Origin of the sequence: Rothia sp. 27098_8_27 (assembly GCF_041432805.1) — a bacterium.
Classification (GTDB): domain Bacteria; phylum Actinomycetota; class Actinomycetes; order Actinomycetales; family Micrococcaceae; genus Rothia; species Rothia mucilaginosa.
Genome location: NZ_JAPWAJ010000002.1, coordinates 188,599 through 202,138, shown reverse-complemented (window position 1 = coordinate 202,138; position 13,540 = coordinate 188,599). Strand labels below are relative to the sequence as shown.

Sequence of the window (13,540 nt, the reverse complement as noted above, 5' to 3'; positions counted from 1 at the left end):
CCGGGGGCTTTCCATATAGTCGATTTAGGCGTCGGAGCCTTCCACGGCGCCGGTCGCCTCCGCAACCTTCTGCGCACGAACACGCGGCTCCTTACCCTGCACCTTCACCTCCAGGAACTCGCCCACATGGCGAATCTCCATAGCGCTCACGCCGTGACCCGCACCGGCGTACAGCACCTTAATGCCGTCAGTGTATTTGCGGATCCAGTCGTAGGTGTAGTTCACTATCTCCTGCGGGATGACGGGGTCTTCCTGGTCACGACCAAAGAACACCGGCAGTTCGGTCTTCTTCAGCTCCTCGTCCTTGAAGTACGGCGAGTCAGAGTCCACCGCGTAGCCAGACAAACCTACCACGGCGGCAAACTCGCCGGGAGCGTGACGCACCATCGAAGTTGCGATGGCCATACCCTGCGAGAAGCCCAGCAAGGTCACCGAAGCGTACGGTTCACGGTTCGCGCGCACCCACTCCAGCACGTAGTCGCTCGCCTGCTCAATGGCGCGCTGGTCAGATTCTAGCTGCTGGTTCAGCGGGTACCACTGGTAGCCGATAGCGTCTGCGGCAATGTAGGCGCCGGTCGAGTCCGCGGAGAACTGGCTGCCAACCGGCTGCGGTGCACGCATGGAGGCGTAGGTGAAGCCCTCCTGCGGAAGATGCGCCGCCAGAGACAGCAGGTCGTGTTCCTGGGAGCCGTAGCCGTGCAGCATGAGCACCAGGTGGGTGCCTACACGTTCGTTCTCGGGGCGGGTGTATTCGACGACGTATTTGTTTTCGCTCATGAACCCATCTTAGCGAGGACTCCCCCGCAAACCTGCACCGCAGGTTCCGCCGCTAGCTTGACCCTCACCTAACGTGAGGTTTTAGAGTGAAACCATGGACGCGAACATAACACCACCTGACGGGCAACACGAATACACCGTGGGAGAAGCGGCATCACTACACGGGCTCACAGTGCGCACGCTTCACCATTGGGAGCAGCGGGGCTTACTCAACCCGGCACATGATGAGTTCAACGGGTACCGATACTACACCGATACAGACCTTGAACGAATCACCGTCATCATGGGATACCGCGCCACCGGCATGAGCCTTGATGCCATTCACAAAATACTGCAGGACGAAGCGAACAGCACCGAGCATCTGCTCGCTCAGCGGGATATGCTTCAACGCAAAATCGCCGCATACGGGCGCATGCTTGAAATCATCGAACACCTTTTGGAGGACACCATGGCACCTAAAAATAAGCAGCTCAGCGCCGCCGAAAAAGCCGAGATCATGGGCGAAGGGTTCAGCCTCGCCCACCAGCAGGAAGCGCAGGAACGTTACGGAAAAACTGACGACTGGGCTGAATACCAGCGCCGCACTGCCTCGATGGACCGTGCCGACTGGCAGACCGGCAAACAGCAGGTCGACGAGGTAGAGCAGGCCCTCGTCGAGACGTTCAACCGCGGCGTGCAGCCGGGTAGCGAGGAGGCGAACACGCTCGCCGAGCGGCACCGCGCCTCCTTGTTCTTCTTTGAGGTCACCCCCGCTAAGCACGCTATTCTAGCCCGCGGCTACGTTGAGGATGCCCGTTTCAAGGCGCACTACGAGAAGCTTGCGATCGGGCTCGCAGAATGGTTGCGGGATGTCATCTACGAGAATGCTCGTGCACACGGTATTGACCCGGAAAAAGCGGCTTGGGGTTAAACCTACGGGCTGAAAATACCCAGTAACTAGGGGTGAGTAGCTGAGTGTGAAAGCTGAGCACGAAAAACGCCCGGTATTCCCAACGTTGGGAATACCGGGCGTTTATACGCGTCTGCAGAAGACTAGCTACTTAGCGGGTGCCGTCGAGGTGACGGCGGTGCTCCTGAATACGGCGATCCAGGTGCTCAAGGTTCTGCTGCAACCCCACAATCTCATCCTCAATCTTCTGACGGGCACGCTCCATCACATCAATAGATAGGGCGTGGTCGTCCGGATTGCTCAAAATCGTGCGAATGTCGGCAAGACTCATGCCAGCCTGACGGCAGGTAGCAATAAACCGTGCTGCGGAGATAGACTCCTCATCAAAAATACGGGTTCCGTGAGCATCACGGGGCACCGCAATGAGCCCCTCTTTCTCGTAATAGCGCAGGGCGTGGGTGCTCACCCCCAACTGCTCCGCTACCTCTTGAATACTTACCACAGCGTTAATGCTATGGGGTTAGAGCGGGTCTAAAGCAAACCGAGAACCCTTACCTTCCAGTGCAACAAGAGGCTACTTCCGCGGTATCTCGCGGAGGTTCCACAAAGCACCCAAAAACCGGAAAATATTCCCTGACTTGGCACAACACTCTTCATAAAGATAGAAAAAATGCCGGACGCTCGCATCATACGAACGCCCGGCATTCTATTACATAACCCTAAGGGTGAAGGTTAATTCACGGTGGGCGGAAGGACAGTTGAGAATACCCAGTCATTCCCTCACAATCCCACACCCACTGTTCGGATAAAACAACATTCAGCAGGATGCGTGAAACGCCTTCGGGTGCCGGTTGAGTTAGCGAGTAACAGCGCCGTACAGACGAGTCATCGATTCCAAAGCTTCACGTTCACGCTGCGCCTCACTCGGGGCGACGGAATCATCCTCAACACCCAGGGCGCGAGCCAGAATCTTCTCCACCTGCTTCGCCTCAATCAAGAAGCCGTCATGGCCGTGGTTCGACTCGATAATGTCCACGGTAACCGGAGTGGGCAGTGCCTCCGCCAGGCGGTGCGACTCGTGGGGGAAGAACAGGCGGTCTGTGTTCACCGCCGCAATGGTCCACTCACAATCGGTGTGTGCCAGCGCCTGCGCCAGAGTGCCGCGGCCACGAGCCACATCGTGCGAAATCAGCGCCTCATTCACAGCCAGGTAGCTGTTCGCGTCAAAACGCTCAACCAGCTTGGCGCCGTGGTGGTCCAGGTAGCTTTCAATGGCGTAGCGGCCGCGCGGCTCACCCAGCGAACCGCCCACAGTGTTTTCGCCGCGGTTCTCCTCGCGGCCGAAGCGGTGCTCCAGCTCTGCGGGGCTACGGTAGGTGGTGTGCGCAATACGGCGCGCCAGAGCCAGACCGGCAGTCGGTGCAGGACCGGCATAGTAGTCGCCACCGGCAAAGTTCGCATCCGAACGAATCGCAATGTTCTGAGTGTGGGCCCAGGAAATCTGCTCCGCCGTAGCCGAAGGACCGGAGGCAATGACCGCGCATCCGCGCACCAGCTCGGGGTTAGTTGCCGCCCACTCCAGGGCGCGAGCACCACCGAGGGAACCACCAATCACGTAGCGGAAGCTGTTCACACCCAGGGCACGCGCCAGACGCGCCTCCGCACGTACGGAGTCGCGAATGCTCACCTGCGGGAAGCGGGAACCCCAGTGCTCACCAGCGCCCGGGTAGCCCTCGGGGACGATGCTCGACGGACCGGTAGAACCGTAGCAGCCACCCAAAATATTGGGAGCAATCACGAAGTAGCGGTTGGTGTCCACGACCGAGCCGGGGCCCACGATGCCTTCCCACCAGCCGTCCGATTCGATAGCGCGAATCAGCGGGGCGGGCATGTCGGGGGTGGGGACGCCGCGGGAGACATGCGTGTCACCGGTGAGCGCGTGCAGGATCAGGATGGCGTTATCGCCAGCCTCGTTGAGGGTGCCCCAGGTTTCGTAGCCGATGGTGACCTGCGGCAGGGTTACGCCGGATTCGAGCTCCAGGTCGCCAATGTTCAGCTGACGCAGGTAGCCTTGCGCTTCGGGGTGTTCGCGCTGGGTGCCTGCCACGGGGATGGGCGCGGTAACAGGCTGGTTGGTAGTGCCGGGCTGGGTGGTGCCGGACTGGCTAGTGCTCTGGGCGGTCATGGGGGTTCCCTTCACTGGGTTGGCCGGCGAGGTGGTGCCGGGTGTGAGCGGGGTACTCGTCTGCGGGTTGAGGCAGCGAGGCGGCGGTGCCGCGCGCTTATGAAATGCTCCGTAACGGGGAATCCGCAGGTGGACCGAAAAGCCGTAGCTTACCGGTCCACCTGCGGGTTACATCACCGTTTAGGAGAGGGTGTCAAAGCCCAGCTGCAGGTCAGCAAGAATATCGTCGATGTTCTCAATACCGACTGCCAGGCGGACGAAGTTCGGGTACACGCCAATCTTCTCCAGCTCCTCAGTGGAAAGCTGAGCGTGGGTGGTGGAGGCGGGATGAATCACGAGCGAGCGCACGTCACCGATGTTCGCCACGTTGGAGTGCAACTTCAGTGCGTCAACGAAGTTGCGGGTCTGCTCCAGGGTTGCGTCCTTGAGGGTGAAGCCGAGCACCGCACCGGGGCCCTTGGGCAGGTACTTCTGTGCGCGCTCGTACCAGGGGGAGGATTCCACGCCAGCCCAGATGACCTTCTCGACCTGCGGGTTGGCTTCGAGCCAGCGAGCGACCTTGGTGGCGTTCTCGATGTGGCGCTCGATGCGCAGGGAGAGGGTCTCCAGACCGATGCCGATGTTGAAGGCGTTGGTCGGCGAGATGGCGGCACCGGTGTCACGCAGCAGCGAAACGCGGGCCTTCAGAATGTAGGAGAGGTTCGCACCGAACGCGGAGTCCTTGCCCAGATCGCGTGCGTAGACCAGGCCGTGGTAGCCGGGGGCAGGCTGGTTGAACTTGGGGAACTTCTCGGGGTCTGCGCCGTAGTCGAAGTTACCGGAGTCCACAATCACGCCGCCGATGGAGGTGCCGTGGCCGCCCAGGTACTTGGTGGCGGAGTGGACGACCACATCCGCGCCGTGCTCGATGGGGCGCAGCAGGTAGGGGGTGGGCACGGTGTTGTCCACGATCAGGGGCACGCCGTTTTCGTGGGCAATTGCGGCGATGGGCTCAATGTCGAGCACGTCGTTGCGGGGGTTGGGCACGGACTCGCCGTAGAACAGCTTGGTGTTGGGGCGAACCGCAGCGCGCCACTCGTCGAGGTTGTCAGGATTCTCAACGAAGGTGGTTTCGATGCCGAGATCGGCGAGGGTGTACTTGAGCAGGTTATAGGTACCGCCGTACACGGAGGGCGAAGCGACCACGTGGTCACCGGCACCGGCAATGTTCAGAATTGCGTAGGTGATGGCCGCCTGACCGGAGGCCAGCAGGAGCGCGCCGACGCCGCCCTCGAGGGAGGCGATGCGGTTCTCGATAACTTCCTGGGTGGGGTTGTTGAGGCGGGTGTAGATGGGGCCCAGCTCGGCGAGAGCGAAGCGGTTTGCAGCTTGCTCTGCACTGTCAAAGACGAAGGAAGTGGTCTGGTAGATGGGTAGTGCCCGAGCTCCCGTTGTGGCATCCGGTGCCTGTCCCGCGTGAATCTGGCGGGTTTCGAACTTCCAACCGGCGGGGTTGGCGGGAGTCGGGACGGTAGTGTTGTTGCTCATGCTTGGCTCTCCTAAGGGGATAGTTAGGGGGCCGCATGCCGAGCGGTACAGGAATCGTCGTTGAGTTGTCCTGTCACGATTGATGTACCGGATTCGGTCACATCGGTCCCGCGCTTGCGTCACGCTTGTGCGTAACGCCCGGTCTTCACCCAGGGCACCCCACCGCGGAGGAGGGTTGCCGGCCAGCTAGCTGGGGCTTGTCGCTGGCGCTCTTGACCTGTTATTTAGAGTGTCATAGGGCACGGGGCGGGGTCAAGGTTTTTGTGGGTGCACGGTACTTTAAGACATTTCATTGCAAAGATGACGTTTTTTAACGTCTGTCATAAAACGTGAACGACGGTGTCGGGGCAATCCGAGGGCGAGGCAATCGAGATGCGGAGGTGGGCACCCACCACCCACATAGTAACCCCCATCACTTTTATCTACGGTTTTTCGGTACACTGAAATGACACATACACTCACGCAGGGTACAACTCACTACGGCTCGCTACGCCGTTTATCCTGCTCAGCATCCCTCCGGTATAGGGGCCAGAGGGTCATACCCGAAGGTTACCTACTATGTCTCTTGTTCTTGATGCGGCGCAGCTCAGCCGCGTCTTTGGCAAAGGTGAAAACGCTTTTACCGCCGTCGACAGGGTGTCGCTTCGCGTCAGTTCCGGTGAGATTCATGCCCTCCTCGGCCCCAATGGTGCGGGCAAAACGACGACCGTGCAGATGTGCTCGACCCTGCTCACCCCTACCGGCGGTAACCTCACCGTGAACGGTATTGACGCTATCGCCCACCCGCAGCGGGCGCGCCGTCACGTGGGCCTAGCTTTGGGAGGGGAGAACGGCTTCTACCCGCGCGCTAGTGCCCGCGACAATCTGCTGTTCTTCGCCGATGTTGCGGGGGTTTCCGGGCGGACCCGACGACACGAGGTGGAGCATGCCCTAGCACGCGTAGAGCTCACCGATGCGGCAACGCGGCCTGTCCAGGAGTTTTCCCGCGGCATGAAGCAGCGCCTACATATTGCCCGCGCCCTGCTCGGCTCCCCCGCCCTGCTCCTGCTGGATGAGCCGACCAATGGGCTCGACCCCGATATCGCTCTGACCGTGCGTACCCTCATCCGATCTCTGGCAAATGAAGGTACCGCCATTCTGCTGACGAGCCACCTGCTGGGCGAGATTGAGGACCTAGCGCACACCATCACCGTTTTGGGCGCAGGTTCTGTCGCCGTGAGCGGCAACCTCGAGGATATTGCCGCGCACGCCGGCATTGCCGCCACGACCGTGGTTCAGGTCGAGGCCACCGCCACCGAGGGCATTGATACGCTCCGCGGGTTCCTCGGCGATAAGGCGGCGGTACTTTTTGCCCCGCGTGGTTCCGGCTGGGAACTGACCCTCTACTGGCATGGCGAGCGCGCCACGTTCGAGGCGGGCGAGGCTCACCGCATCCTCACGGAGGGGCTTGCCACCGCGAACATTGGGGCACGGACCGAACCGTACACACGCCCGGCAACCTTGGAAGAGGCATACCTGGCGATGGCGGAGGGGCTCAAGCGATGAACGCTCAGACGCAACGCTCGGAAGAGTTCCAGCGGCAGGATCGACGGTACGACCTGTGGCAGGAGTGCGCCCGGCAGCTACGGCTCATGGGCTTTAGCCTGCGCCAGTTCCTGACGGTCCCCTACTTCATTCAGCTGCTCATCAGTACGGTACTCGGCTCGGTCATCCTTCAGGCGCTCGCCGTGCATGCGGCAACGCAGAACACTGCGGCTCAGCCTGTCGACCCGACCCTAGCCTGGACTCGCGCCGGCATTGTGGGCATGTGGTCGGTCTGCATCGTGTCTGCGGGCATCATCAATTTCGAGCGTTTCCGTGGGACCCTCGTGTACCTGTGTTCGGGGTCGATTTCTCCGGTGCGGGTGCTGGCGGCTATCGTTTCGAGCGCCTCCATTGTGGGTATGGCGGCTTTGCCCCTGTCGTGGCTCATCTGGGCTCTTGTGACGCTTAACCCGCAGGTCACGGATTTTTCGGCACTCTGGCCGCGCTACGTTCTGGGCGTTCCCCTGCTGTGGCTTGCGTGCCTGTCGGTCACGTTCATGATTGCGGTATTCTTCGTGGCCACGCCGAACGCTATCGCCTACGAGGAGCTATTGCTCGTGCCGGTTTTTATTCTTTCCGGGGTTCTCTTCACGACCATTGAAGCGCCCGCCTGGCTGGATGCCGCGGGCGTGCTCATTCCCCTGCAGGCGCCGGTTCACCTCCTACTTGGGCGTACCGCCATCACTACCCCGACGGATGCACTCCTGCCCGTAATTCAGACCCTGGTCGTGAGCTTCATCTGGGCGTTGTGCGCCTTCCTTTTTGCCCGGAAGGCTCTCGCCTCCGCCCGTCGTCGCGGCACCCTGGGGGCGATGTAGCGTGCCTGTTCTCTCTACTGATTCCCTGCCCGGCGTGGTGCGCCGGGCACTGTCTACCGCCTCTATTGGCTGGTCATCTTCTATTACCTTCGCAACCCTCGGAACGGCTGTCACGACCCTGGTTCTCGTACCCGGTCTTAACGTGCTTTTCACGGTGCTTCTGGGTGCTGATCTTGCCGCAAACGATACGGTACGCATCGGCTGCGCGTCTGCTCTGATTGCCACCCTCAGCTCCGTGGCAGCCGGTATTGTCGCGCGCGTTGCCACCGACCGGTGGATTGGCGTCTTCGAGTATGTGTGCACGGCACGCCCCGTGGATGCTGGCTACTGGCTGGGGGCGGCGGCGGTACCGGCGTTGCTAGCTTCCGTGACGGGTCTGAGCAATGTGGGCATCGTGTGGTTACTCTCCCTCACATCCTCCGCTGCGGGAGCAAGTTCCGGGCTTTTAGTTGGCACCATCTTACTGATGCCGGTTGCGATTCTTGGCGGAGTCTGCCTGGGTATTTTTGCCGCCGGGCTGGGCCTGTACCTGTCGGATCCGTACACGGGCTCGAATGTTCTGTCTATTGTTCTGCCAGTGAGCGCGGGCGTGATTGTGCCGGTGAGCACCTACCCCGCGTGGCTTGCGTGGGTGTGTTCCTGGGTTCCGGGGTCCCGGCTGGTGCAGGCTTTAGATACCTCTGGCAGTATTACGAGCAGCACCGCACCGGATCTCTTCGCGCTCCTGGCGACGGACGCGGCGCTGGCGGTGCTCTACGCCGCAGTGGGGTTGGGGCTGACATTCCTTGCCGCCCGCCGCATCCGTGCCGGTGCCCGCGCCTCGCTATTGTAAACGGTGAAACCTGAAAAAGAACGAACCTTTTAAGTGCCCGTGCCCGCTACCGGGCGCCGCAACCAAGAAAGACTATTCCTGTGACCATTGCTCCCGCTTCATACACCTTAGAGGCCCTCGGCTTCGACCCATCCTGGCAGGGCGCGGCAATCCGCGCCGCGTTCACCCTCAACGGCACGCTTGAAGATTTCACCCTCGCCCGCGTGAGCGCAGTGCACCGTACTCGCTGCGAGCTGCTGACCTGCGAGCGGGGCGAGCTCGTGAAGCTTTCCGCTCCCCTGCGCTCGGTTGAGAATGACTACGGTGAAGAAGAGTACCCCGTCGTGGGTGACTGGGTGCTGGCTCAGTCCATCCCTGGAACCGGTAGCGATAGCCAGCCCGCGGAGCATAAACCCCTCGCGATTCTGCCCCGCCGAAGCTACCTTACCCGCCCCAGCGCCACCCGAGAATCCGCGGATCAGCCCGTCGCCGCCAACGTGGATATGCTCTGTATCGTTGAGCCCTGCTTCCCTGAGCCGTCGATTGGGCGAATTGAACGCTACACCGCTCTGGCGCACGCTTCCGGGGTGCAGGTCGCACTGATTCTCACCAAGGGCGATTTGGTGACCGCGGAACAGCTCGCCAACTACAAGGACTCCCTCGCAGGTGGTGTGGATGCGGTACTCACCGTCTGCACCGATAACGGCTACGACCCTGCCCCGGTCGCGGAGCTTGTCGCCGGACGCACCGCCGCATTCTTGGGCCGTAGCGGCGCCGGAAAATCCACCCTGGTCAACGCCCTGCTCAACCCCGGAGTTGACCCCCGTGAGGATAGCCAAGAATACCAGGTGCAGGTCACCTCCACGGTCCGAGATGCTGACGGCAAGGGGCGCCACACCACAACCAGCCGCCAGATGCTTGTTTTACCCGGTGCGGAAGGCTCAAGCGAAGGAGACTCGACCAACACAAAATCATCATCTGGCACGGTGCTGATCGACACTCCGGGTGTGCGAGCCCTAGCCGCAACGAGCGATAGCGCCGCGATTGACGAGACCTTCGACGACGTCTCCGGTTACGCTTCCGCCTGCCGGTACAGCGACTGCTCCCACGGCTCCGAACCCGGATGCGCGGTGCAGCAGGCCATCGCTGACGGCGCTCTCGACCCCGAGCGCTTCGAACGCTACCGCAGGATGATAGCCGAATCCGCGCGTCTACGCCTGCGCTCTCAAGAACGTGAGTACCGGCAGAGTAACCGTGCCTTCACAAAGGCAAACAAGGCGGGCCGCCGCACCCTCATGTCCATTAAGGGCCGCGCTAACTAGCCACCGAATGCGCACGTTCCAGAAGAGTGCAGGGGGCTAATCTGGGTGATACTGCTCAGGCCGCAATATAGTAGCCTGCCTCACTCTTCGATACACTAGAACTAGGCGTGCCCACAGTCCCCCGCGCACCCTCACCGCCACCCGGCGGCACAGGAACGCGGGCACAGACGGCACACACCATTCACAAACCCATAACTCATGAAAGAGGTGGCAGCATGGCTGAACAGAACCTCACCCCGCCCGTACCGAAGAAGGTCGAGCACCGCCGCGAACACCACGGCGACGTCTTCATCGACCCCTACGAATGGCTCCGCGACAAGGAAAGCGAAGAGGTCCTCAACTACCTCAAGGCAGAAGCCGAATACACCGAAGCTGTCACCGCAGACCAGCAGCCCCTCCGCGAATCCATCTTCAACGAAATCAAGGGCCGCACCCTGCTGTCGGATCTGACCGTCCCGAACCGTATCGGTGACTGGTGGTACTACAGCCGCATGGTGCCCGGCGGCCAGTACCCCGTCTTCTACCGCTACCCCGCCCTGCACGAAGGCGACGAGGTGGTGCGCTACACCCCGCCGACCGTCACCCCCGGCGAAGTACTCGAGGGTGAAGTCGTCATCCTCGACTGCAACGAATACGCCAAGGACATGGAGTTCTTCTCCCTCGGCAGCTTCCAGCCCGCACGTAACGGCAAGCTGCTCAGCATCTCCGTGGACGAAAAGGGCGACGAACGCTACGAGCAGCGCTTCCTCAACATGGAAACCGGCGCCTTCCTCGAAGACACCATCCCCAACATTGCGGCGGGATCCTTCTTCATCAACCACGCCGAGCAGCTCATCTACCTCGTGCCCGACGAGTCGTGGCGCCCCTGGCGTGTCTACGTGCACGACGTCGGACAGGGCACCGAAGACCACCTGATTTACGAGGAACCGGACAACACCATGTGGCTCGGCGCCGCCATGAGCTCCGACCGTTCCTCCGTGGTCATTACCAGCTCCAACTCCGAGTACACGGAGGTGCGCCTCATCCCCACCCGCGAACCCAAGGGCGAGCCGACCCTGCTCATCCCCAAGAGCGCAGGCATCGAATACTACGCCGAGCCGCTTAACATTGCCGGCGAGCAGCACCTGCTGATTCAGCACGACTACAATGCGCTGAATTCCGAGCTGGTGCTTGCCGACATGCCGCGCGAGGGCGAAACCCTCGAAGAGTACGCGCAGCGTTGGGTGCCGGTCATCCGTCACAGCGAACACGTGCGCCTGGAAGGCTTCACCTTCACCGCAACGCACCTGGTCGTCACCGCCCGCGCGGACACGACCACCCGCATCTTCCTTGCACCGCGTGAGCAGCTGCCCATCCAGTGGCGCCGCCGCCGCCCCGCCGGCGTGACCTTCATGGAGCCTGCCGGTTTCGACGAGGAGCTGTACACCGCCTCCGTGCTGCGTGCTGAGAACTACTCCCCCGTGCTGCGCATCGCCTACACCTCGTACCTGACCCCGCGCCGCGTCTACGACTACTTCCCCATGTCGCAGACCCTGCTGCTGCGCCGTGAAACTCCGGTACTCGGCGGCTACAACCGTGAGGACTACCGCGCTTACCGCGACTGGGCACCGGCGGCGGACGGCACGCTCATCCCGATCTCGGTGATTCACCGCGCCGACCTGGACATGAGCAAGCCGCACCCCGTCCTCCAGTACGGTTACGGCTCCTACGAGTCGTCCATGGACCCGTTGTTCTCCATTCCGCTGCTATCGATCCTGGACCGCGGCGTTATCTACGTGCTTGCGCATATTCGCGGCGGCGGCGAGATGGGCCGCTCCTGGTACCAGAACGGCAAGAAGCTCGCGAAGAAGAACACCTTCACCGACTTCGTGGACGTCACCAGCTACATTGCGGCTAAGCCGTGGGCTGATGAGGCGCGTATCGGCTGCTACGGCGGTAGCGCCGGCGGCCTGCTCATGGGCGCCGTCGTGAACCTCGCCCCCGAAAAGTACGCCGCCTGCCTGGCTGCCGTGCCGTTCGTGGATGCGCTGACCACCATCCTCGACCCGGAGCTGCCGCTGTCGGCAATGGAGTGGGAAGAGTGGGGCAACCCGATTGAGGATCCGGAAGTGTACGCCTACATGAAGTCGTACACCCCGTACGAGAACATCCGCCCGGTCCGCTACCCGGCGATTGCTGCGGTGACGAGCCTGCACGACACCCGTGTGCTCTACGTAGAGCCTGCGAAGTGGGTTGCGGCGCTGCGTGAGCAGATTGACCCGTCGTCGCCGGTGCCGCTGCTGAAGATTGACATGTCGGGCGGTCACGGTGGTGGTTCCGGCCGGTATACGCGTTGGCGTGAGATTGCGTGGGATTACGCGTTCCTGATGAGCAACCTCGGCGTTACTGAGTAGCTGGTCTCTTAAATAGAACGCTCCGTCTGTATCTAAGTGATACGGACGGAGCGTTCTTCGTTTATGTAGGTTGCTCTGCTGGAGGGACGGTGCTCGTCCTCGTTCCTACAGGGGCACCCGCCCTCGCTTCGCTTCGGGCACCCTGATGTCACTTTCGGACGACACCGCCCCTCCGCATGCACGCTAGGCTATCCGAGGTGGCGCGCCGTGTTTTCCGGATGCGCCCTCAGGGTGTCACACGGACGCTCTTCCGCAGCGAAGCAAGGAGGAAGCGGAGCGTCCGGGTGACGGGTGCCCCTGCGTAGGCGCGGAGGAAACATGCGGCGTGCCTCCCAGATGCTATAGGTACGTAGCAAGGACGATAACCGCCTTTCCAAGCGGAGCCAAGCGACCCAGCTTTTCCAAGCGGAACCGCGCATCCCGTGCAGAACAAGAGAGCACAAAAGAGGCGCCGCCTCCCACCTCGGGAGACAGCCCTTTTTTACGCTTAGAGCTGGGTCAGAGAAAAGCTTCGCCATCCAGACCTTATTTTAGATATCACTACTGTAGAGTGGGTAAATGGAGGAAGCTCGAGTCTGATGACTCGAGCTTATATCCGTATTCAAAAACCGACGAGGGGCGTGATTTCCGATCTCAGTCCCTCCGCAATCACTATTTAAGGAGATTGATAATGACCTCAAGCAATCCTGTCGAAGCCCTGCTGGGGACTATCCACATCTTGATGTCGCTAATCCCCACCCTGGCCGATTGGATTACCATTTGGTATTTCTGCTCCAGCTATCTCTACAATCCCGGTCGGATTGCTTTGGGATACATCTTGAGCCTTTTTTCAAAAATTGATCGCGAGGCTGTTCTTATTGAGCTGATGCTCTCAGTAGACGAGCGCAAATCCATCCAAATCATTGGACGAGGAGTGCGCACTTACCTCAAGCTTACGGCGCTTCTCAAGAAAACGCCCGCTTCAGAGAAGGACAAGCCCTCCGGCCTCTTGGAGTAGCACCAGCTACTAAAAGCATCCTGGCTTGCATCCGGATTTTTATAGCGCTACACCAAATACACAACACGGTTAGAGTACCACACTAAAAACTAAGTATGCAAGGCCGAGGATTTTCTCTTCTCCATATAGTCCGAGATACGAGGACGAATACCGCTTTCCGTGCGGAATCCAAGCGGAACCGTGCAGAACCTGGAATGGGACAAGAGAGCACAAAAGAGGCGCCGCCTCCCACCTCGG

11 protein-coding genes, 1 pseudogene and 1 riboswitch are annotated in these 13,540 nt (G+C 61.0%); of the genes and pseudogenes, 8 read left to right on the top strand and 4 right to left on the bottom strand.

Going from position 1 to position 13,540, the window contains the following annotated elements; genetic code table 11:
• Positions 1-24 precede the first annotated feature (24 nt).
• Entirely contained in the window at positions 25-777 is a 753-nt protein-coding gene (locus O3675_RS04325; protein ID WP_371571188.1) for an alpha/beta hydrolase, read from the bottom strand.
• A gap of 94 nt (positions 778-871) precedes the next feature.
• On the opposite strand from O3675_RS04325, the pseudogene O3675_RS04320 reads away from it, so the two are divergent.
• Positions 872-1,150 (top strand): annotated as a pseudogene (locus O3675_RS04320) (MerR family transcriptional regulator); the annotation flags it as partial.
• A gap of 75 nt (positions 1,151-1,225) precedes the next feature.
• Positions 1,226-1,687, top strand: a complete 462-nt coding sequence (locus O3675_RS04315) for a TipAS antibiotic-recognition domain-containing protein (RefSeq protein WP_371571277.1) — start codon at positions 1,226-1,228, stop codon at positions 1,685-1,687.
• Positions 1,688-1,817: 130 nt separating this feature from the next.
• On the opposite strand, the gene O3675_RS04310 is transcribed toward O3675_RS04315, so the two are convergent.
• From O3675_RS04310 to O3675_RS04300, 3 genes are all read right to left on the bottom strand, one after another.
• Positions 1,818-2,168 (bottom strand): MerR family transcriptional regulator, encoded by a 351-nt coding sequence (locus tag O3675_RS04310; RefSeq protein ID WP_044146078.1) that lies wholly within the window; start codon positions 2,166-2,168, stop codon positions 1,818-1,820.
• Between the two features lie 354 nt (positions 2,169-2,522).
• Positions 2,523-3,851: a homoserine O-acetyltransferase gene (locus tag O3675_RS04305; protein ID WP_371571186.1), complete on the bottom strand. Its 1,329-nt coding sequence runs from the start codon at positions 3,849-3,851 to the stop codon at positions 2,523-2,525.
• A gap of 180 nt (positions 3,852-4,031) precedes the next feature.
• Positions 4,032-5,378 (bottom strand): bifunctional o-acetylhomoserine/o-acetylserine sulfhydrylase, encoded by a 1,347-nt coding sequence (locus O3675_RS04300; protein WP_371571184.1) that lies wholly within the window; start codon positions 5,376-5,378, stop codon positions 4,032-4,034.
• Between the two features lie 105 nt (positions 5,379-5,483).
• Positions 5,484-5,596, bottom strand: a riboswitch (SAM riboswitch).
• A 340-nt stretch (positions 5,597-5,936) separates the two neighbouring features.
• Between O3675_RS04300 and O3675_RS04295 the strand changes: the two genes are divergently transcribed.
• The 6 genes from O3675_RS04295 to O3675_RS04270 all read left to right on the top strand — a co-directional run bounded on the left by O3675_RS04295 (position 5,937) and on the right by O3675_RS04270 (position 13,303).
• Positions 5,937-6,923, top strand: a complete 987-nt coding sequence (locus tag O3675_RS04295; protein WP_371571182.1) for an ABC transporter ATP-binding protein — start codon at positions 5,937-5,939, stop codon at positions 6,921-6,923.
• Positions 6,920-7,780 (top strand): ABC transporter permease, encoded by an 861-nt coding sequence (locus tag O3675_RS04290; RefSeq protein ID WP_371571180.1) that lies wholly within the window; start codon positions 6,920-6,922, stop codon positions 7,778-7,780. The genes O3675_RS04295 and O3675_RS04290 overlap by 4 nt, the downstream gene beginning before the upstream one ends.
• Before the next feature lies 1 nt (position 7,781).
• A complete protein-coding gene (locus O3675_RS04285) occupies positions 7,782-8,612 on the top strand; it encodes an ABC transporter (RefSeq protein ID WP_371571178.1) in 831 nt (276 codons plus the stop codon).
• Between the two features lie 80 nt (positions 8,613-8,692).
• Positions 8,693-9,913, top strand: coding sequence for a ribosome small subunit-dependent GTPase A (gene rsgA / locus O3675_RS04280; protein WP_371571176.1), 1,221 nt, complete (start codon positions 8,693-8,695; stop codon positions 9,911-9,913).
• 215 nt (positions 9,914-10,128) lie between these two features.
• Positions 10,129-12,306, top strand: coding sequence for a S9 family peptidase (locus O3675_RS04275; protein ID WP_371571174.1), 2,178 nt, complete (start codon positions 10,129-10,131; stop codon positions 12,304-12,306).
• Positions 12,307-12,976: 670 nt separating this feature from the next.
• Positions 12,977-13,303, top strand: coding sequence for a hypothetical protein (locus O3675_RS04270; RefSeq protein ID WP_070676181.1), 327 nt, complete (start codon positions 12,977-12,979; stop codon positions 13,301-13,303).
• The last annotated feature ends 237 nt before the right edge of the window (positions 13,304-13,540 follow it).